18 protein-coding genes are annotated in these 19,818 nt (G+C 27.5%); 16 read left to right on the top strand and 2 right to left on the bottom strand.

From position 1 onward, the window contains the following. The first annotated feature begins 125 nt into the window (after positions 1 to 125). The 11 genes from ACH36K_RS16405 to holA all read left to right on the top strand — a co-directional run bounded on the left by ACH36K_RS16405 (position 126) and on the right by holA (position 13,099). Entirely contained in the window at positions 126 to 1,298 is a 1,173-nt protein-coding gene (locus ACH36K_RS16405) for an FprA family A-type flavoprotein (RefSeq protein WP_411168668.1), read from the top strand. A 241-nt stretch (positions 1,299 to 1,539) separates the two neighbouring features. Beyond that, positions 1,540 to 3,849: an AAA family ATPase gene (locus tag ACH36K_RS16400; protein ID WP_411168667.1), complete on the top strand. Its 2,310-nt coding sequence runs from the start codon at positions 1,540 to 1,542 to the stop codon at positions 3,847 to 3,849. Positions 3,850 to 4,056: 207 nt separating this feature from the next. Further along, positions 4,057 to 4,392 carry an anti-sigma F factor antagonist gene (spoIIAA, locus tag ACH36K_RS16395; RefSeq protein ID WP_411170719.1) on the top strand — a complete coding sequence of 112 codons (336 nt, stop codon included), beginning with the start codon at positions 4,057 to 4,059 and terminating at the stop codon, positions 4,390 to 4,392. A gap of 13 nt (positions 4,393 to 4,405) precedes the next feature. Beyond that, a complete protein-coding gene (gene spoIIAB, locus ACH36K_RS16390) occupies positions 4,406 to 4,837 on the top strand; it encodes an anti-sigma F factor (RefSeq protein ID WP_411168666.1) in 432 nt (143 codons plus the stop codon). Between the two features lie 9 nt (positions 4,838 to 4,846). Further along, positions 4,847 to 5,602 carry an RNA polymerase sporulation sigma factor SigF gene (gene sigF, locus ACH36K_RS16385; RefSeq protein ID WP_411168665.1) on the top strand — a complete coding sequence of 252 codons (756 nt, stop codon included), beginning with the start codon at positions 4,847 to 4,849 and terminating at the stop codon, positions 5,600 to 5,602. Positions 5,603 to 5,773: 171 nt separating this feature from the next. Further along, positions 5,774 to 6,244, top strand: a complete 471-nt coding sequence (gene spoVAC, locus ACH36K_RS16380) for a stage V sporulation protein AC (protein ID WP_322545759.1) — start codon at positions 5,774 to 5,776, stop codon at positions 6,242 to 6,244. Between the two features lie 15 nt (positions 6,245 to 6,259). Then, the gene (gene spoVAD / locus ACH36K_RS16375) at positions 6,260 to 7,294 is read left to right on the top strand and encodes a stage V sporulation protein AD (protein ID WP_411168664.1); all 1,035 of its coding nucleotides are present in this window, start codon (positions 6,260 to 6,262) and stop codon (positions 7,292 to 7,294) included. A 15-nt stretch (positions 7,295 to 7,309) separates the two neighbouring features. After that, on the top strand, positions 7,310 to 7,666 hold the full coding sequence (gene spoVAE / locus ACH36K_RS16370) for a stage V sporulation protein AE (RefSeq protein ID WP_411168663.1): 357 nt from the start codon (positions 7,310 to 7,312) through the stop codon (positions 7,664 to 7,666). A gap of 175 nt (positions 7,667 to 7,841) precedes the next feature. Then, complete coding sequence (locus tag ACH36K_RS16365) at positions 7,842 to 10,337, top strand: hypothetical protein (RefSeq protein ID WP_411168662.1); 2,496 nt, start codon at positions 7,842 to 7,844, stop codon at positions 10,335 to 10,337. Positions 10,338 to 10,362: 25 nt separating this feature from the next. Continuing rightward, positions 10,363 to 12,051 carry a ComEC/Rec2 family competence protein gene (locus ACH36K_RS16360; protein ID WP_411168661.1) on the top strand — a complete coding sequence of 563 codons (1,689 nt, stop codon included), beginning with the start codon at positions 10,363 to 10,365 and terminating at the stop codon, positions 12,049 to 12,051. Positions 12,052 to 12,067: 16 nt separating this feature from the next. Beyond that, complete coding sequence (holA, locus tag ACH36K_RS16355) at positions 12,068 to 13,099, top strand: DNA polymerase III subunit delta (protein WP_411168660.1); 1,032 nt, start codon at positions 12,068 to 12,070, stop codon at positions 13,097 to 13,099. Positions 13,100 to 13,144: 45 nt separating this feature from the next. Here the strand turns inward: holA and rpsT are convergent, their stop codons facing one another. Further along, complete coding sequence (rpsT, locus tag ACH36K_RS16350) at positions 13,145 to 13,408, bottom strand: 30S ribosomal protein S20 (RefSeq protein WP_322458931.1); 264 nt, start codon at positions 13,406 to 13,408, stop codon at positions 13,145 to 13,147. A 175-nt stretch (positions 13,409 to 13,583) separates the two neighbouring features. On the opposite strand from rpsT, the gene gpr reads away from it, so the two are divergent. The 4 genes from gpr to lepA all read left to right on the top strand — a co-directional run bounded on the left by gpr (position 13,584) and on the right by lepA (position 18,238). Beyond that, positions 13,584 to 14,558 carry a GPR endopeptidase gene (gpr, locus tag ACH36K_RS16345; RefSeq protein WP_411168659.1) on the top strand — a complete coding sequence of 325 codons (975 nt, stop codon included), beginning with the start codon at positions 13,584 to 13,586 and terminating at the stop codon, positions 14,556 to 14,558. 77 nt (positions 14,559 to 14,635) lie between these two features. Beyond that, entirely contained in the window at positions 14,636 to 15,754 is a 1,119-nt protein-coding gene (locus ACH36K_RS16340) for a stage II sporulation protein P (protein ID WP_411168658.1), read from the top strand. 62 nt (positions 15,755 to 15,816) lie between these two features. Beyond that, positions 15,817 to 16,290 (top strand): hypothetical protein, encoded by a 474-nt coding sequence (locus ACH36K_RS16335; protein WP_411168657.1) that lies wholly within the window; start codon positions 15,817 to 15,819, stop codon positions 16,288 to 16,290. Between the two features lie 142 nt (positions 16,291 to 16,432). Continuing rightward, complete coding sequence (gene lepA / locus ACH36K_RS16330; RefSeq protein WP_411168656.1) at positions 16,433 to 18,238, top strand: translation elongation factor 4; 1,806 nt, start codon at positions 16,433 to 16,435, stop codon at positions 18,236 to 18,238. Between the two features lie 133 nt (positions 18,239 to 18,371). On the opposite strand, the gene ACH36K_RS16325 is transcribed toward lepA, so the two are convergent. Continuing rightward, positions 18,372 to 19,283, bottom strand: coding sequence for a patatin-like phospholipase family protein (locus ACH36K_RS16325; RefSeq protein ID WP_411168655.1), 912 nt, complete (start codon positions 19,281 to 19,283; stop codon positions 18,372 to 18,374). A gap of 166 nt (positions 19,284 to 19,449) precedes the next feature. Between ACH36K_RS16325 and ACH36K_RS16320 the strand changes: the two genes are divergently transcribed. Then, entirely contained in the window at positions 19,450 to 19,719 is a 270-nt protein-coding gene (locus tag ACH36K_RS16320) for a hypothetical protein (protein WP_411168654.1), read from the top strand. Positions 19,720 to 19,818 lie beyond the last annotated feature (99 nt).

The following is a 19,818-nucleotide window of genomic DNA, read 5'->3' as shown; positions in this document are numbered from 1 at the left end:
TAGTTTAAAGTTTAGGCGAAAGTATATACTAAATCGTCAAATTTGATAATTGTTTGACAAAACTCTTTATGATAAAATATTTCTAGAATACATGCACAGAAAAGATTAAACTCGGAGGTAGGTATATGTTACAAGAAAAATTAAAAAATAATATTTATTGGATAGGTGTAAAAGATCCAGAGTTAAGAGTATTTGATATAATAATGGAAACAAAAAAAGGAACAACCTATAACTCTTATGTAATAAATGATGAGAAAGTAGCCATAGTTGATACAGTAAAGACTGGTTTCTATGATGAATTTAAAAAGAATTTAAAAGATATAATTGGAGATAAAAAAGTAGACTATGTAATAGTTCAACATACTGAACTAGACCATAGTGGCTCATTAATAAAACTAATAGAAGATTATCCAGAAATTAAGGTAGTAGGATCTAAAGCAGCATTAAATTACTTAAAAAATATATTAAACAGAGATTTTAATACTTTAGAAGCAAAAGAAGAAATATCTCTTGGAGAGACAACACTTAAATTTATAAATGCTCCAAACTTACATTGGCCAGATACTATATTCACATATGTAAAGGAAAGGAATTTATTATTTACATGTGATTTTACAGGTTCTCATTATTGTCCAGAAGGTGGAATAACTGAAAGCTTAAATGAAGAATATTTTGTAGAAATGGAATATTACTTTAATTGTATTATGGGACCATTTAAGAGATTTGTTTTAATGGGACTAGAGAAAATAAAAGATTTAAATATTGAAGTTATAGCACCAAGCCATGGACCAGTTCATGTTGCAAATATAGATAAAATATTAAACTTATACAGAGCATGGGCAACAGAAGCACCTGTAGATAATAAAAAAGTAGAAATTTTCTATATTTCTGCTTATGGAAATACAGAGATTATAGCTAACTTTATGAAAGAGAAGCTAGAAGAAAAGGGATTTAAAGCTGATGTTACAGAGATAACAAGCATTCCTCTAGAAGAAAGTATATCAAAAATAGAAAAAGCAAAAGGATTTATGGTTGGTTCTCCAACTATTAATCAAGATGCAGTAAAGCCTTCTTGGGACTTACTATCATTAGTTAATCCAATTATAAATAGAGGAAAAGCAGCTGTAGCTTTTGGATCTTATGGTTGGAGTGGTGAAGGAGTTAAGATGCTAACTGCAAGATTAAAGGATTTAAAGCTTAAAGTTGTAGATCCAGGATTATCATTCTGCTTTGTACCATCAGAACAAGATTTTAAAAATGCAGAGGAAATGGTAGATAAATTTATAGAATTAATGTAATAATCTTAAGGACGTATGATTTTGAAATCATACGTCCTTTATTTTTTTACAATAAGATGAAAGTGCTAGTATAAATAAATTCTTATATACATCTAATAGGTTAAATGTATAGAAACTAAATTAAATTTAAAAAACTATTCCCTAAACAAACACATTAAGAATATCTATATAATAAATACTAAAAAAGGGGGGAAACTGCTTCTTAATAATTGCATTATGCAATTTGTAAGATAGGAAATATATGAGAAAAGAGTTGACTTCACAAGAGGTAAAATTTAATTTTAATTTTAAGGAAGGTAATTTTAAAGGGAGTGTAACAAAAATTCCTGAAATAGATAGTGAGTATGAAAAAATTGCTAGAGCTCTTAGCATAGATAAAGAAGGGTACAATCTTTATTTAATAGATTCATTTTCTAAAGAAAAACTAAAGAAGCTAAAAGATTATATAGAGGAGCAGTATAAATATCTGAAACCTCCAAAGGATATTTGTTATGTTACATTAGAGGATGATAAAAAGCCAGAAGTTTTATTTGTTAATAATGGAAGAGGTAAAAAGTTAAAAGATACTGTTGAAGAAATAAGAAAGTATTATATAGAAATAGTAGAAGAATTTTATAACTCTTCTACTGACAATGAAAAAGATGAGATTATAGAAGAAATACAAGGGAAAAGAAATGATTATATAAGTGAACTAATTGAGATGGCAAAAAAAGACGATTTTGAAGTTAAAGTTACGAATAAAGGATTTGCATTCATTCCTTTAATAAATGAAAAAGTGATTAGTGAGAGAGAATATGATAACTTAGAAAAAAATAAAAAAGAGGCCATAGTTGCAAAAGCGTCAATTTTAAAGAAAAGAGCAGAGATAGTCTTAGGAAAGCTTAAGGATATAGAGAGTAAATCCATTAAAAAACTTAAAGAAATATATAGTAATTTTTTAGCAAGTGAAATGGAAGTCTATAAGGATGAAGCTTTAATGGGATTTATAGATGATGATAATGCATACGAGTATTTAGAAAAATTATTTATATCTATTGAAAAAGATATTATAAATTGTTATACAATGGATATGGATGAAGATGAAGAACAACTTTATGAAGTTATAAACAAATATAATATACATTTGTTAGTAGATAACAGTTTAAGATATACTCCACCAGTTATATATGAAGAAGACCCAAATGTAAATAATTTAATGGGACTTATAGAATACGAAAATCGTAATGGAGTTTATACTACAGATATATCTTTAATAAATGCAGGTACCTTATTAAAAGCAAATGAAGGTTGTTTAATATTAAGAGTAAATTCTCTTGCTAACAATGCGTACGCATACTATCATCTAAAAAAGGCATTGATGTCTAATAAAATAAAATATGATATATCAAAATCATATGTTGAATTAATATCAATTAATGGATTAAAGCCACAACCTATATCTATAGATGTTAAAGTTATATTAATTGGAGACCAAGAAACTTATGACACATTGTATAGTTTAGATGAAGACTTTGGAAAGTTATTTCCTTTAAGAGCAGAATTTAATCCTATAGTTGAAGTAAACGAAAATGCTAGTTCTTATATAAATAAGTCAATATTAAGAAAAATAAAAGAAAATAATCTTATGCCTATTACAGAAGATGGAGTAAATGAAGTAATAAAATATTTATCCAGAATGGCAAGTAGCAAGACAAAAGTAAATATAGATACTATGGAAATAGAAAAATTAATAATTTTATCAAACGATAATGCTAAAATTAGAAAATCATCAATGATAGAATCGAGAGATATAATAGAAATTGCTTATGCTACAGAAAGAATAGAAGATGAATATGATACGCTTTATAAAGACAATAAGATTTTAATATCCGTTGTTGGTAATCGAGTTGGAGTTATAAATGCTTTGGCTGTTCTAGACACTGGTTACCATTCTTTTGGAAAGCCAATGAGAATAACTTGTATTGCCCAAAAGGGAAGTGGAAGAATTATAGATATCCATAAAGAGAGTAGGTTAAGTGGAAAAATACATGAAAAATCAATAAATATACTAAAGGGACTTTTAAATAATATATTAAATCCATATGAAGAGCTTCCTATAGACTTTTATTTAAGCTTTGAACAAACTTATGGTTTAATAGATGGTGATAGTGCATCAGTTGCAGAAGTTATATGTATTCTGTCCGCTTTAAGTAAAAGACCAATTAAACAAAATATTGCAGTAACAGGATCTATAAATCAATTAGGAGAAGTCCAAGCAATAGGTGGAGTAAATGAAAAGATAGAAGGATTTTTCAGGGTTTGTAATTTTTTAGATAGGGTTAACAATAAAGGTGTGTTAATACCTTCATCAAATAAGAACGAACTAATATTAATTCCAGAAATTGAAGAAGCCATAGAAAAAGGGGATTTTCATATTTATATAATGGATGATTTAAATGATGCAATAGAAACTTTAATCTTGAATAAAGATGAAACCTTAGAAGAGTTTTATTTAAGTATAAAATTAGAAATTGAAAAATATAAAAAAAATAAAGACAAAAAAGAAGAATAGGATTAATGAAAGAAGAATTAACAATGATTAATATATGTTAATTCTTTTTTATATATAGAAAGAATTATAAATTTGTAAAAAATGTATTATTTCATTTGACTATGAATAAACTAATATGTTAAAATTATGGAAAAAGAAGGAAAAACAAAACAGAATACATTTGAGGAGGTGAAATACTCTAAAGTAAATAACTTTAGGGTGATTTATATGTATCTAAAATTCGACAAAAAAGAAGACAAACTAATTGTTAGCTTAATGGGAGAATTGGACCACCATAGTGCCGAAGAGGTAAGAGTTAAGATAGATGATAGAATAGATAGAGATAACATAAAAAAAGTTATATTAAATTTTAATGGCGTAACATTTATGGATAGCTCAGGTATAGGTGTTGTAATAGGAAGATATAAGAAAATGCAAAATAGAAATGGAAAGCTATGTGTAGCAGAAATTAGTAGGACTGTAAATAAAGTTTTTGAAATATCAGGTATGTATAAAATTATTGATATATATAGTAATTTAAGTGAAGCAGTAATAAGTATTTAATGGAGGGTTTAAAATGGTAGATAATAAAATTAGTATAGAATTAATGAGTAAATCCCAAAATGAAGGATTTGCAAGGGTTTCAGTTGCTGCATTTGTATCCCAATTAGACCCAACCTTAGAAGAATTAACAGATGTAAAAACAGCGGTATCAGAAGCTGTAACAAATTGTATAATACATGGTTACGAAAATAAAAAAGAGGGAACAATTAAAATAGAAGCTAGTATAAGTGGAGATGAAATAACTATAAGCGTCGAGGATTTTGGTAGAGGAATAAAAGATGTAGAAAGAGCAATGGAGCCATTATACACTTCAAAACCGGAATTAGAAAGGTCTGGAATGGGATTTACAGTTATGGAAACATTTATGGATAGCTTAGAAGTTAAAAGTGAAGAAGGTAAAGGAACTAAAGTTGTAATGAAGAAGAAATTCAACATAGTAAGTTAGGTGAAGTATATGGAGAATGGAAGTGTAAGAAAAGGGGTATATAATTATGAAGAAAATTCACAATTGATACCTCTAGCCAAAGCAGGTAATCAAGATGCAATGAATAAAGTCATTGAAATGAATTTACCTCTTGTATCATCCATTAGTAAAAAATTTCTTAATAGGGGGTATGACTACGAAGATATTTTTCAAATAGGATCTATAGGACTAGTTAAAGCTATAAATAACTTTGATGATAAGTTTAATGTTAAATTTTCTACCTATGCAGTTCCTATGATAATAGGTGAAATAAAGAGGTTTATAAGGGATGACGGAATAATTAAAGTTAGCAGAAATGTAAAAACCTTAGCAAGGAAGTTACATTTTGACAAAGAACAATTAACTAAAAAATTAGATAGAGAACCAACAATTGAAGAATTATCTGAATTTTCAGGTGTTGATAAAGAAGAAATATTATTTGCGATAGAATCTTCAGCTAGTATGCAATATTTATATGATACTATTCACCAAGATGATGGAGCGCCTGTTTTACTTATAGATAAACTAAGCGAAAAGGGTGAAGACGATAGTGATATGATAAATAAAATTGCACTAAAAGAAGCTTTAAGAAGTCTTGATAGTAAGTCAAGGCAAATAATAATGCTCAGATACTTTAAAGATAAAACTCAAGTACAGGTAGCAAAAATGCTTGGAATAAGTCAAGTTCAAGTATCTAGAATAGAGAAGAAAGTGTTAGTTTTGATGAAGCAAAAGCTACAAGAATAAAAAAATAAAAATACTAATGACAATAAAGGAATAAAAAAATGAATAAAGTATATTAAAAATCTTTTGAAACAAAATCAAAAGATTTTTTTGTTTTTTTCAAAGATATTCCAGTGTTATATTCGCAATAATTGGAATAATAAAATTATACATATTTAGAAAGGAGTAATAAATATGGCTAAAAAAAAGACACCTAATGAACAACAGATAATGGATAAATTTCAAACTATAGCTAATCAAACAAATCCTAAACCTAAGCTAGTTAGAAATTGTGTAAGAGCATTTTTGGTTGGAGGTGCAATTTGCACAATTGGTCAGATTTTACAAACACTTCTAATTAAATATGGATTTCTAGAAGATGACGTAAAAATGATATTACCGATAATAATGGTATTTTTAGGAGCTTTATTAACTGGAGTTGGTATATATGATAAAATAGCTTCATTTGGAGGTGCGGGAACAGTAGTTCCAATAACAGGATTCTCAAATGCTATTGTAGCACCAGCTATAGAATTCAAAAAAGAAGGTTTCGTATTTGGTGTAGCTGCAAAAATGTTTACCATAGCAGGACCAGTATTAGTATATGGTATAGGAAGTTCAGTAATAGTAGGTATTATTTATTACTTTATTAAACTATTAACATAAGAAAGGTGAATTGCTATGAGTGATAAAAATTTAAATATAAAAAAGGTTGGAAAGCAAACTGTAAAGCTTCAAAACCCTCCTAAAATAATAGCAACGTACTCTATTGTTGGACCTAAAGAAGGCGCTGGTCCATTAAGCAGTTATTTTGATGAAATATTAAATGATGATATGTTTGGAAAAGAAAGTTATGAAAAAGCTGAAAGTGAAATGATGTACACAGCAATAATGGGAGCAATAAATCGTGCAAATTTAAAAGAAGAAGATATAGACTATTTGTTTGCTGGAGATTTATTAAACCAATTAACATCTTCATCTTTTGCTGCGAGAAAATTAAATATACCGTTTTTTGGATTGTATGGAGCATGTTCAACAATGTCAGAATCATTAAGTATAGCTTCTATGATGATGGATGGTGAATTTGCAGACTATGTTGTAGCTTCAACATCTTCACATTTTAGTTCTGCAGAAAGACAGTTTAGATTTCCTTTAGAATATGGAGCACAAAGAAGTCCGCTTGCTCAATGGACAGTAACAGGCTCAGGAGCAATGGTGTTAGGTAAAGAAGGAAATTTCCCAGAAGTAACTTATATAACTACAGGGGTTGTTAAAGATTATGGAATAAAGGATGCTAATAATATGGGAGCAGCTATGGCTCCAGCTGCTGTAGATACCATGGCAATGCATTTTAAAGATACAGGAAGAGATCCTAAGTTCTATGATATAATAGCTACAGGCGATTTGGGTAAAGTTGGAAAGGAAATTACTTGTAAGTTATTATTAGAGTATGGTTATGATATAAGAGAAAATTATGTAGATTGTGGAGATATGATATTTGATGATGACATTCAAAATACAGATTCAGGTGGAAGTGGTTGTGGATGCTCTGCCGTAGTTTCTTCAGGGTGTTTCTATAAAAAGTTAATGAGAAAAGAAATAAAAAATCTATTGTTAATTTCTACAGGGGCATTAATGAGTACAACTTCATCACTACAAGGTGAAAGTATTCCAGGAATTGCACATGCAGTAGCTATAGAGTTTAAAGAAGAATAGAAGGGAGAAACTAATATGGAATATGTAAGCGCCTTTATTGTAGGCGGAATAATATGTGTAATAGGTCAAATACTTATGGATACAACTAAGTTAACTCCAGCAAGAATATTAGTAATTTTCGTAACAGTAGGAACTATATTAGGCGCATTCGGTATATATGATAAATTAGTTGATATAGGAGGAGCAGGGGCTACAGTACCTTTACCTGGCTTTGGGAATACTCTTGCTAAGGGAGCGTTAAAAGCTGTAGATGAAAAAGGATTAATTGGTGCTTTTATTGGAGGCATAACAGGAACAGCAGCAGGTATAACGGCAGCAATTTTCTTTGGATATATAATGGCTTTAATATTTAATCCAAAAACAAAGTCTTAATATATAATTATAGAAAATATTGCAAATTAATACTTTAAAAAATTAACCTAACAACTTATACTATAAGATGTTAGGTTTTTTATTATAGAAAATTAAGTAAAAAAGATGATATAATTAAAATAAGTATAAAAATAATAGGAATAAATGGCGGATTTTTGAAATCGGGAGGGGAATAATGAAAAAGTACTACGGAAATACCTGGTTGAAAGTAGTTGAATTATTAGAGAGCAATATTTATAAAGGTCTTTACCAATATGAGTGTGATATTAGAAAAAATGAGAACGGAGATAATAAAATTTATTTACCATACTCTAGAGGAAAAGTAAAATTAATATTAGATATATTTAAACAAAAGTATCTATATGTATTCTTAGCATTTATAATTTTCTTTTTACTAAACAAATTTAATATTATGGCAATATTAACAATACTATTATTATTACTTAATTTAGGTTTGAAATTTCATCATGAATTATCTAAGGAAAAAGAGATAGAGATTTTACAAAATCTAAATACATCACAAGCATTAGTTTTAAGAGAAGGTGTTGAGAGATTAATAGAAGCTGAGGATTTAGTTACTGGAGATATAGTATATTTTAGAAAAAATTCATTAATTGCAGCAGATATTAGAATTATAGAAAGTGAAAATATTAAGGTTGATGAAAGAAGTATAACTGGAGATAAATTCTTAAAAGATAAATATTCTGTTAAGTTAGATGGTGAGGTTACATCTATAGGAGATATAAATAATATGCTTTTTAGAGGCTCTTTAGTAAAAGAAGGTTCTGGAAAAGGTATTGTTGTAGAAACAGGTAATAACACTCAACTAGGTAAATTAATTAGAATAATAGATAATTCAAAAAGTAAAAAAGATATCACTATAAATAAAATAGAAGAAATGATATTTAAAATAGGATTATGCTTAATTTTGATACAGACTATCTTAGCTGCTATATTTCCAGGGAAATTAATAGAGAAAAAACAGCTATTTGCACAGGGGATATTTGCTATAATTTGCATATTTATACCTCTAATAATAACATACTATGGAAAATATATAAAAAATAAAATGTTAGAAGATGAAATTGAGTTAACTAATTTTTCATCTTTAGATTTAGTTGATAATCTAAAAATAATATTTTTAGATAAAGTAGGAACCATAACAAAAAAGGAATTATACTTAGATAAACTTTATACAAATGAACAAATATATAATGCTAATTCAATAGAGAAAAGTGATATAAATATAAAAAGACTTTTAGATATATCTATTCTTTGTAATAATGCAAAATATAATAATGAAAATAATTGGTCTAAGGGAGATATGTTTGAAATTGCATATGTAAAATATGGAGTTGAAAACTCAATTTTTAAGGCGAATTTAGAGAATAAGAATAGAAGAAAGTTTGAAATGCCAAGAGATTCTAATAAGAATATGGTAACAACAGTAAACAAAAATAGAAATGGTTATAGAGCAAATAGTAGAGGAAATTTAGAAACTATATTAAGTTCTTGTACTCATATTCTTATTAATGGAATAGAAAAAGAACTTACTTCAGAAGATATAATAAAAATTAAGCTTGCAGATTTAAACTTTTCTAAAGAAGGGCTAATAACAGAAGGCTTTGCTTATAGAAGCTTTAGCTACGAGCCGTCAGAACATGAAAATGTAGAAAGTAACTTAGTTTTTGTTGGAATTATGGCATTAGCAAATCCTTTAGTTGATGAAGTTGCTGATGAGATTCAATATCTTATAGATAATGAAGTTTTACCAATAATATTCAATGATGATAATAAAATTTCAGCAGAAGTACTAGGAAGGAAAATAGGACTTATATCTTCTTCAGAGCAAATATCATCAGGAGTTGAATTAGATTCATTAAGTAACGAGGAGATACTTAAGGTTGTATCTAAAACAAGAATTTTCTGTAAGCTTAATCCAGAACAAAAACATAAAATAGTGTCTTTATATAATATGGATGAATATAAGTTTGCGATAGAGGGAGAAACATTAGGCGATATTTCTCTTATAAGCCTAGCTCAAATTGGTATAGTAAAAGGAAAAATATCAATGCTCTTAAAGAAAATAGGAGATATATATACTGAGAAAAGTAGTATTAAAGCATTTCTTAAGTTAAAAGAGGAACATAAAGAAGTAGAAAATGGAGTAAATAAAGGTGTAAGTATATATGTTTTAACAATATTAACAGAAATAGCATTTTTTAATGCAAAGTATTTTTTTACAAATGGAGTTGGAGTAGATGAATACTTTATAATACTAATGAATTTCTTACTTCTTTCACCTATAATACTTATAAACATGATATATGGGAATGTTAATTTAAGAGGTAAAAAATTAGTTATAAAAGGTATTTTATTTTCTATTATTCCTGTAGTAGCAAGTTATTTTATAAAGGATAATTATGATGTCATAGGATTTTTATTGATAGGTATTATGCTTATAATTGATACATTAGTTAATAGTAAAATCTTTAAAAGAGGAAGATACAAAGGGGTAAAACTATTTTTAATATCTATTTTAATTTATATAGCATCTATATTCTTATTAATTTTCTTACAGGGATTTTCTTATTCCATTTTAGTAATTATTGTAATATTTTGGTTAACGATTATTTTCTTATTAGGAGATATAATTATAAAAAAATGGTAAAACTTATTAAATGAGGTGATGCCATTTGAATTATGAAGAAAAGATAAATATACTACCATATATATTTTTAATCTTTATTCTATCTACTTATATATTTACGCTTTCATATAAAAACAAGTGGCTAGCAATATTAATTGCTAGCTGCTTTTTTATAATACTCATATATAAAACTGAACTTAATTTTTCAATTATAATGCTGATATTTTTCTTTATACCAATAGTAAATAATATTCATTATAATGATATAGATATAGTAGGAAATGAAGAAGTTAGAATAACATCAATAAACTCATACGGAGCAATAGGAGAAGTAAAGGGGAGAAAAGCATATTTATCTGGCAATATAAAAGGTATTAGTTTAGGAGATAAGCTTATATTAAACAGTGATTTTAAAAAAGAATTAAATAGAGAAAAAGGTATAATTGGGGAATATAAAGTTAAGAGTTTTAAAAAATTAGACATAGATTTAAAGGCTAGAATATATAAACTAAGAGAGAAGATATTTGATATATTGAAAGAAAAACTTGGCTATAGAAGAGCTGCTATAGTAACATCAATATCATTTGGCTATACTGAATTTCTTGATAGAGAAGACAAAGAAAATATGAAAAGTCTAGGAGTGCTTCATGCTATATCTGTATCTGGTCTTCATATGGTGCTAGTTTATTCAATATTAAAAAGAATATTTGGAGAAAAAATAGCTCCATTTATTTCAATAATATATGTGATATTTACAGGGGCAGCCTTATCGACAGTAAGAGCATATATAATGATGTTGTGTATGACCTTTGCAACCCCACTAAAAAGAAATTATAACCCACTTGCAGCATTATCTATTTCTGGAATCATAATAACTTTATTTAAGTCTTATAGTATCTTTGAAGTAGGATTTCAGTTAAGCTTTTTAGCAACTCTTGGAATAATATTATTTAATAAGACTATAAATAAAAAGTTATATAAAATACCTAAATTCTTAAGAGAAGGAATAGCTATATGTATATCATCACAAGTTTTTACATTTCCAATATTGGTAGGTTGCTTTAGGGAATTTTCATTAGGATTTTTATTAGGTAATTTAATATTATTACCACTAATTAATATAGTTGTAGTATTAGGAAATATACTAGCTTTAGTAATGAACTTTGAAATATTATTTAATTATATTGCTTTTTTAACTTATTATGTGACTATGTTTATAGATATAGCAACTGAATGGTTACTTAATATAACACCTAATTATATATATCTAAATGAAATTATAAATATAAGTTATATGGTTATGTTAATTACAGTATATTTTTATAAAAAAGGATATAAAAAGGTGATATACTTTCCTACAGTTATACTAATGTATTATTATATGCTAATATATTGTCCACTTCCTAAAATTGAATATTTTAAAGAAGGTGCTATTTCATTAAGTTACAAAGGCGAAAGAGCTGTATTTGGATTAAAAAGTGGTATAGATTTAGAGAAAATTAAATTAATCACTTTATCTAAAAATGCATATAAGGATTTTAATAATATAAATATAAATAGTGAATTTAAAATATTAAAATATAATAAGGATATAGTGCTAAAAGGAAAATATAAGACCTATTTAATCAAGACATCAACAGGGAAAAATACTAGCGATTATGATATAATAGATTTTAAATCAGGAAATTACAATAAAATAATTTTACTGAAAAATAAGGTTTTAGTATTAGATTAAGGGAAGGTAGATTATATTGATAGATTTTGATGCACTAGAAGGGGAAATAAAGAAAAACAAAATAGATAATTCATATATTTTTTGTGGATTAGATGAAGAACTTATAAAAGAAGGAATAAATTTAATTGTAAATAATGCTGTAGATAAATCACTTTTGGATCTTAATTATATAAGATTAGATGGTATAACTACAAATTTTGATGATATTATAAATGCTTGTGAAACTATGCCCTTTATGGGAGAGAAAAAGGTAGTAGTCGTGTATAGAGCAGCTTTTCTAAAAGATAAATCAGATAGTTCAGGAACAAAAATTTATAATGAACTACTTAAATATTTAAAAGATATACCTTCATATACAGTTCTTATTATGTACTATTTGTTTAATGATAAGAGGGATAATCCAAGAAAAAATAATAGGATTAAGTCTCTAGATAAAGTATCTAAAGTTGTACATTTTGATAGGCTTAAAAAAGATAGATACTATAAAAAAGTAGAAGAAGTATTTAAGTCATATGGAAAAGAAATAGGCAAAATAGAAGCAAGATATTTTGCAGAGAAAGTTCAAAATAATTTTGATATTATTAAAAGAGAAGCAGATAAAATTATTTCTTATACTGAAGGCAAAAAAATAACTAAGAATGACATAGATAAATTAATAGTGAATTCCAGTGAAGATGATATATTCGATTTAGTAGATTTAATATCTCAAAGAAAAGTCGAAAGAGCCATTGATTTGTTAGATGAGTTATTATTAAAGAATGATCAACATATGCTAATTATAACTAATATAGAAAATAACTTTAAAAGGTTATATGAGATTAAGATACTAAGTAAAAATGGATATGATGTTAATAGCTTGGCTAGTAAGTATAAATTACCTACGTTTGTATGTGAAAAGATTATTAGTCAATGTAATAAATTTACCATGAATCAATTACAAAAATTAATGGAAATTTGTTTAGAAACAGAAAACAAATTAAAGTCATCGGGAGTTGACAAGACCATGGAAATGGAGTTTATGCTTTTTAATATATTTATGGTAAAGTAATTATGTAAAATAATAGCCGGTCCAAAGGACCGGCTTCTTATTTGATTACGCCATAGCGTTTAACTTTGCAGCTAATCTTGATTTCTTTCTAGCTACCATGTTCTTGTGACATACTCCTTTTTGAGCTGCCATATCTAATGCCTTAACAGCCTTAGGGAAAAGAACCTTAGCTTCTTCTGCATTGTTTGCAGTAACAGCTGTTTCAAACTTCTTTATAGCAGTTTTTAAAGCTGATTTAATCATTCTGTTTTGAGAAGTTTTAGCTTCTGTAACTTTAATTCTCTTTTTTGCTGATTTAATATTTGCCATTCCAAATTCACCCCCTTAATAATTTTATAGGGTCTCTTTGCAGTTTTGGGGAAATCTGCGTTCGAGTTCGTTTTTAACATACTAGATTATATCATTGAAAGTTTATAAGTTCAAGTATTAAATTATAACATTAAGGAAAAATAAGAAAGAGGTAAAAAAGTTTGGAGGTATTTTTATGGTAAATGTAAGAACAGATTTAGCTATAGAAGCAAAAGATATGTACACAAAGGAAAATAAAAGAGAGTTAGATGGAGTAATTGTAGAAGAAGAACAAGAGGAGGATATAAAAATAACTACAGTAACAATAGAAAGCGATGAAGCAGGAAAAGAACTTGGCAAACCAAAGGGAAATTACATAACTATAGATTTCCCTGAATTCACACATTATGATGGAGAATCTATGGATAAGGTATCAAAAGTTGTGGATAATGTATTAAAAAGATTAGTTAATATGCCAGAAGAAAAAACAGCCCTAGTTGTAGGTCTTGGAAACTGGAAAGTAACTCCAGACGCTTTAGGACCTAAAGTAACAGAGAAGATTATGGTAACGAGGCATTTAAAACAAGTGATGCCAGATGCAATAGATGATTCTGTAAGACCTGTTTGTTGCATATCACCAGGTGTTTTGGGTATTACAGGAATAGAAACAGGAGAAATAGTAAAATCCTTAGTAGATAAAATTAAACCAGACTTAGTTATATGTATAGATGCTTTAGGATCAAGAAAGTTAGAGAGAGTAAATAGAACTATACAAATAAGTGATACAGGAATTTCACCAGGAGCAGGAGTTGGAAACCATAGGATGAAAATAAATGAGGAAGTATTAGGAGTAAAAGTTATTGCAATTGGAGTTCCAACTGTAGTTCATGCTTCAACAATAGCAAATGATACTATAGATTTATTATTAGATGAGCTTATAAGTAAATCCGAAACAGGAAAAGAGTTTTATAACATGTTGAAGTCAGTAGACAAAGCTGAAAAAAGCAATTTAGTAAAAGAAATATTAGATCCATTTGTAGGAGATTTAATGGTAACTCCAAAGGATGTAGATGCTGTAATTGAATCATTATCTAAAATAATAGCAAATGGAATAAATATGGCTGTACAACCCAATTTAGATATGGAAGATATAAATAAATTTATGAATTAATTAAATAATTTTAATAAAAGTATTAATAATTATGTAACTCCCCTAATATAAATATTATAGAGAAGGGGGAGTTGCCGTTGTATTCATTAAGACAAACTATGCCTAATAAAGAAAAAGCGAAGGGCTTTAGAGGAAAATCTTCCTCTACAAAGTTCAATTTTAATATGGGATATATAATTATCATATTAGGAGTTGTAGTGTTTTTTGCGAGATCTGTTGGCGTGATAAATAAATATAATGAAAGAGGTGGATATGCATATGTCCAACTTTTGAATTATGGAATGCCTCTTGTGAAAACTCAAGCGTATGATGAAACAAATTATAGTGAAAATAAAATATCAATTAAAAAAGTTGCATTAGAAGCTTTAGGGTTAAGTAATATAAATGCAGCAGATATAATAGCAAATCAAATAGCTTTATTTAATGATAGTAGCCTAGTAGAAAATGATATAGGTAATCATCTACCAATACTAAAACCATTTAAGCTTAGTGATACAAGTGTCACTAAAATTACACCAGAAGAAATTGCAGAATTAAATAAAATAAGTCCAGCTTATGATTCAAGCTTAAAGAAGACTTTAGATAACAGTAAGACAAGGGTACTTATATTCCATACACATACAACAGAAAACTATTCAGAATCAGCTTCAGACACAATAGAGAGTGATTGTAACGTAGTTGGGGTTGGAGAAGTTTTAGCTAAGGAATTGGAAGAAGGATATGGAATATCAGTAATACATGATAAAACAAATCATAGCGTTGTATATAATGATAGCTATAAGAGATCTAATGAAACTTTAAAAAAATATTTAAATGAGTATGGAGATTTTGATTTAATAATTGACTTGCATAGAGATGGTGTAGATGGAGCTAAAGCAGCTACACTTAAAAATTCATATACTATTAATTTAAATGATCAAAATTTAGCGAAAATGATGTTTGTAATAGGTGAAAATAGTTCGACTTACGAATCAAACAAAGCGTTAACAGATAAACTAAACGGTATTGGGAATAAATTATTCCCAGGACTTATGAAGCCTACTTATGTTTATGAATTTGCAGCAACTTCAATTAATCAGGGGTTAAGTAACAATTCTTTATTAATAGAGTTTGGATCAAATGTAAATACTTCTCAAGAAGCTAGATTAAGTGCAAAATATATGGCAAGAATATTAGCAGAGCATTTAAATAGATAATTGAATAAAATTTAGTAAATATGAGCATCCTTATAGATATTAAAAAACTAGGGGGTGCTCTTTTGTTTAATAAAAAAGTTTTAATTGGAACAATAATATTTTTCTTAGTAGTATTTATTGGATTTATACAAATTAATATAGTAAATACTAGAGCTTTATCACCAATAGGTAATGGAGAAGATAACTATGAAATAGTTAAAGAAGAATTTGGAGAAGATTTTGAAGAGTTTATAAAAGATAATGCAGAAGTTAAAATATATAAATCAAATAATGAAAATGAAAGTCCAACTATAAAAATAGGTGAAAAAGATCTTAGGATAAATACTAATAATCCTATAACTAATAAATTTTATATGTTAGGTAGTAGTATATACAATTCCTTTACTAGTATAAAGAATAAAATTAATGGGAAAATAAAAGGGAATAATGATGAAAATAAAAATAGTGAAGAAAAGAATAGTAATAATGAAAATAGTTCAATAAATACCAATAAAGATAAGCTGGATAATATAGTAGATGATTTTTTGGAAAATTAAGTTAACTATAGTAATTAAGATATATTCATAACTTCACATTTATATTGACATATATCATATCCTTTATGATATAATTTACCTTGATTTAATTATAATGGGGGTGAAGTGACTATTAGCTTAAAATAAGGTAATAGTTTTATATATGAGTAGTAATAGACAAAAACATATTAGAAATTTTTCAATAGTTGCCCATATAGATCATGGGAAGTCAACCCTAGCCGATAGATTATTAGAAGCCACAGGAACTCTTACACAAAGAGAAATGGAAGAGCAAATTCTTGATAATATGGAAATAGAAAGAGAAAGAGGAATAACTATAAAGTCTCAAGCTGCAAGACTTATATATAGAAGAGAAGATGGAGATGAATATATATTAAATTTAATAGATACTCCAGGACACGTAGATTTTACATATGAGGTTTCAAGAAGCTTAGCTGCATGTGAAGGCGCGGTTTTAGTAGTTGATGCTACTCAAGGTGTTCAAGCACAAACTTTAGCCAATTGTTATTTAGCATTAAATAATGACTTAGAAATAGCACCAGTAATAAATAAAGTTGATTTACAGTCTGCAAGACCTGATGAAGTTAAACAAGAAATAGAAGATATTATAGGAATAGAGGCAGAAGATGCTCCAATGATATCTGCAAAAACTGGTTTAAATATAGGTGATGTTTTAGAAACAGTAGTAGCAAAAGTACCAGCACCAGATGGAGATGAAGATGCACCTCTTAAAGCACTAATATTTGACTCTTATTATGATAGTTATAAAGGTGTTGTTTCTTATGTAAGAATTTTTGATGGAGTAGTTAAGCCTGGAACTAAGATTAAGTTAATGGCTACTAATAAGGTTTATGAAGTAACAGAAGTCGGAGTATTTACTCCTAAGACTTTACCAATATCTGAATTAAGAGCTGGAGATGTTGGGTATATTGCTGCATCCATTAAAAATGTAAGGGATGCAAGAGTTGGTGATACTATAACAGAAGCTGATAGACCAATAAAAGAAGCATTACCCGGATATAAACCTGCAGTTCCAATGGTTTATTCAGGTATTTATCCTGTAGATGGAGCAAAATATCAAGAATTAAAGGACGCATTAGAAAAACTTCAAATAAATGACGCTGCTTTAAGTTTTGAGCCAGAAACATCTATAGCTTTAGGATTTGGTTTTAGATGTGGATTTTTAGGTTTATTACATATGGAAATAATTCAAGAGAGAATTGAAAGAGAATTCAACTTAGATATTATTACAACAGCTCCATCAGTAATATATAAGGTAATAAGAACTAATGGAGAAGTAATAGAACTTACTAACCCAACCAATCTTCCAGAGGCTACAGAAATAGAGTATATGGAAGAACCTATAGTTAAAGCAAGTATAATAGCACCATCTGATTATGTTGGAGCTGTAATGGAATTATGTCAAGAAAGAAGAGGAACTTTCATTGATATGCAATATTTAGAAGAAACAAGAGTTTCAATTAACTATGATATACCTTTAAATGAAATAGTATATGATTTCTTTGATACATTAAAATCTAGAACAAGAGGATATGCATCATTAGACTATGAATTTAAAGGATATACACAAACTGAATTAGTTAAGCTTGATATAATGTTAAATGGAGATGTTGTAGATGCCTTATCTATGATAGTTCCAAGAGAAAAAGCATATGAAAAAGGAAGAGGAATAGCTGAAAAGCTAAAAGAAATAATTCCAAGACAAATGTTTGAAGTTCCAATTCAAGCAGCAGTTGGATCAAAGATAATAGCTAGAGAAACAGTTAAGGCAATGAGAAAAGACGTTCTTGCTAAATGCTATGGTGGAGATATATCAAGAAAGAAGAAACTATTAGAAAAGCAAAAAGAAGGAAAGAAGAGAATGAGGCAAGTGGGATCAGTTGAAATACCACAAGAAGCATTTATGGCAGTACTTAAAGTAGATTAATAAATTTAAATATGAAAAAGGCTAAGCTCAATTAAAGAGACTTAGCCTTTTTCGTAGATAACTATAAGAGTAAGGTGGTAATATTATACTTTATTATATTAAAAATAGTATTGTTTGTTCATGAAATATAAAACTATTTTAAATATATATTTTCTATATAAGAATATAGTGTTGATAAATCATAATTACTTGCAATTGATTTTAAATAAGGAATAAATCTATAGTTATCCATTTCTATAAACTTAGAGACTCTAGGATTTATTCTAAAATAATTAGATTTTAGAAACTCCTTACAATACATATTTTCTAAATCAGACATACCATCCATAAGAAGTGATAATAAAGGTGATTTCATCTTAGTAAATGGATGAAAAGACCATTGTAATATTCCCCATTTTTCTGTTTTTCCCTTAATTCTTTCAGGACTATCACCAGTACCTATAGAAAGTAGTCTTATTTGTTTAAAATCATAGGTGTTACCAAATGCTGAAAGGGTAGCTAATAATGAAATAGCAGTAGGTGAGTTAGCAATTACTCCACCATCTATAAAGTCCTTGTAGGATGGAAAGTATGTAGGAGCAGCTGAACTTGCTAGTATTACATCCTTAACACTAAAGTCAGAAGTTGAATTTTTAGAAAGATTATTAAAAAAAACTGGCTCCCAAGATGGTTTATTAACTCCCTTTACATCAAAAGCAGGAATAAAAATATATTTCTTTAAATCACTTATTTTAAGATCATCGCTAAAATAATTTGAAATAATATTTTTTAAGTTAGTATTACTAAATTTTGGCCTAATTAAATTAAAGTGAGATGGTGAAAATATTTTTTTTGCTACAGGAATGCTATACAAGTTGTTTAAATCTTTAATAGAGATATTATTAGCTAAGAGAGCAGCTATTATTGAACCTGTAGAAGTACCAGTAAACAAATCTATTTCATCTAAAAAGCCAGGATATTTATGACAAACTCTAGAGAGAATTTCAACGCTTAAAGCTCCTTTAATACCACCACCATCAAATGCAAGTATCTTAAAAGTTTTCAAAATAAATGCTCCTCATAAATTAATATATAATTAATTTATTCTAAATTATTTTTATTGCTAGTTATATTTATAAATAAAATTCTTTACTTAATAAATATATTTTGTAATTAAATTTTAGGATTATAAATATATATAAATTGTATAAAATTTTAGGTGAGGTGGATTTATGTTAGAGGCTAATTTAAGAGATATAAAAAAGAAAGGGAAAACTTTAAGGAATTTAGGAATGGTAACAGGTACTCTTAAAAGAAAGAATGGAGAAATATGTCTAATATCAATGATTGGGCATAAGCTAGAAACACATCTTTTAAGAAATGGTTTAAAATCAAAAATTCAATTGAATTTTGAAAACAATATAATAAATACAAGAATAGAGAGAGTTCAAAAAGATATAATATTTCATAATGTAATCAATATAGATTTAGTGGAATTATAGGAAATAGGAGAATAGATTAACATGTTTAATCTATTCTTCTATTTTTAGCTTTAAATTTTTGTTTAGTTATGTATAATAGCAATAAAGAGAAATTTACTT

Origin of the sequence: Clostridium sp. MB05 (assembly GCF_046581255.1) — a bacterium.
GTDB lineage: Bacteria > Bacillota > Clostridia > Clostridiales > Clostridiaceae > Clostridium.
This window is presented reverse-complemented; position numbering and strand designations above follow the sequence as displayed.

Bases quoted from the DNA above. Each gene is read 5' to 3' on its own strand.
- ACH36K_RS16405 (WP_411168668.1), top strand. From the start codon at position 126: ATGTTACAAGAAAAATTAAAAAATAATATTTATTGGATAGGTGTAAAA.
- ACH36K_RS16400 (WP_411168667.1), top strand. From the start codon at position 1,540: ATGAGAAAAGAGTTGACTTCACAAGAGGTAAAATTTAATTTTAATTTT.
- spoIIAA (WP_411170719.1), top strand. From the start codon at position 4,057: ATGTATCTAAAATTCGACAAAAAAGAAGACAAACTAATTGTTAGCTTA.
- spoIIAB (WP_411168666.1), top strand. From the start codon at position 4,406: ATGGTAGATAATAAAATTAGTATAGAATTAATGAGTAAATCCCAAAAT.
- sigF (WP_411168665.1), top strand. From the start codon at position 4,847: ATGGAGAATGGAAGTGTAAGAAAAGGGGTATATAATTATGAAGAAAAT.
- spoVAC (WP_322545759.1), top strand. From the start codon at position 5,774: ATGGCTAAAAAAAAGACACCTAATGAACAACAGATAATGGATAAATTT.
- spoVAD (WP_411168664.1), top strand. From the start codon at position 6,260: ATGAGTGATAAAAATTTAAATATAAAAAAGGTTGGAAAGCAAACTGTA.
- spoVAE (WP_411168663.1), top strand. From the start codon at position 7,310: ATGGAATATGTAAGCGCCTTTATTGTAGGCGGAATAATATGTGTAATA.
- ACH36K_RS16365 (WP_411168662.1), top strand. From the start codon at position 7,842: ATGAAAAAGTACTACGGAAATACCTGGTTGAAAGTAGTTGAATTATTA.
- rpsT (WP_322458931.1), bottom strand. From the start codon at position 13,408: ATGGCAAATATTAAATCAGCAAAAAAGAGAATTAAAGTTACAGAAGCT.
- gpr (WP_411168659.1), top strand. From the start codon at position 13,584: ATGGTAAATGTAAGAACAGATTTAGCTATAGAAGCAAAAGATATGTAC.
- lepA (WP_411168656.1), top strand. From the start codon at position 16,433: ATGAGTAGTAATAGACAAAAACATATTAGAAATTTTTCAATAGTTGCC.
- ACH36K_RS16320 (WP_411168654.1), top strand. From the start codon at position 19,450: ATGTTAGAGGCTAATTTAAGAGATATAAAAAAGAAAGGGAAAACTTTA.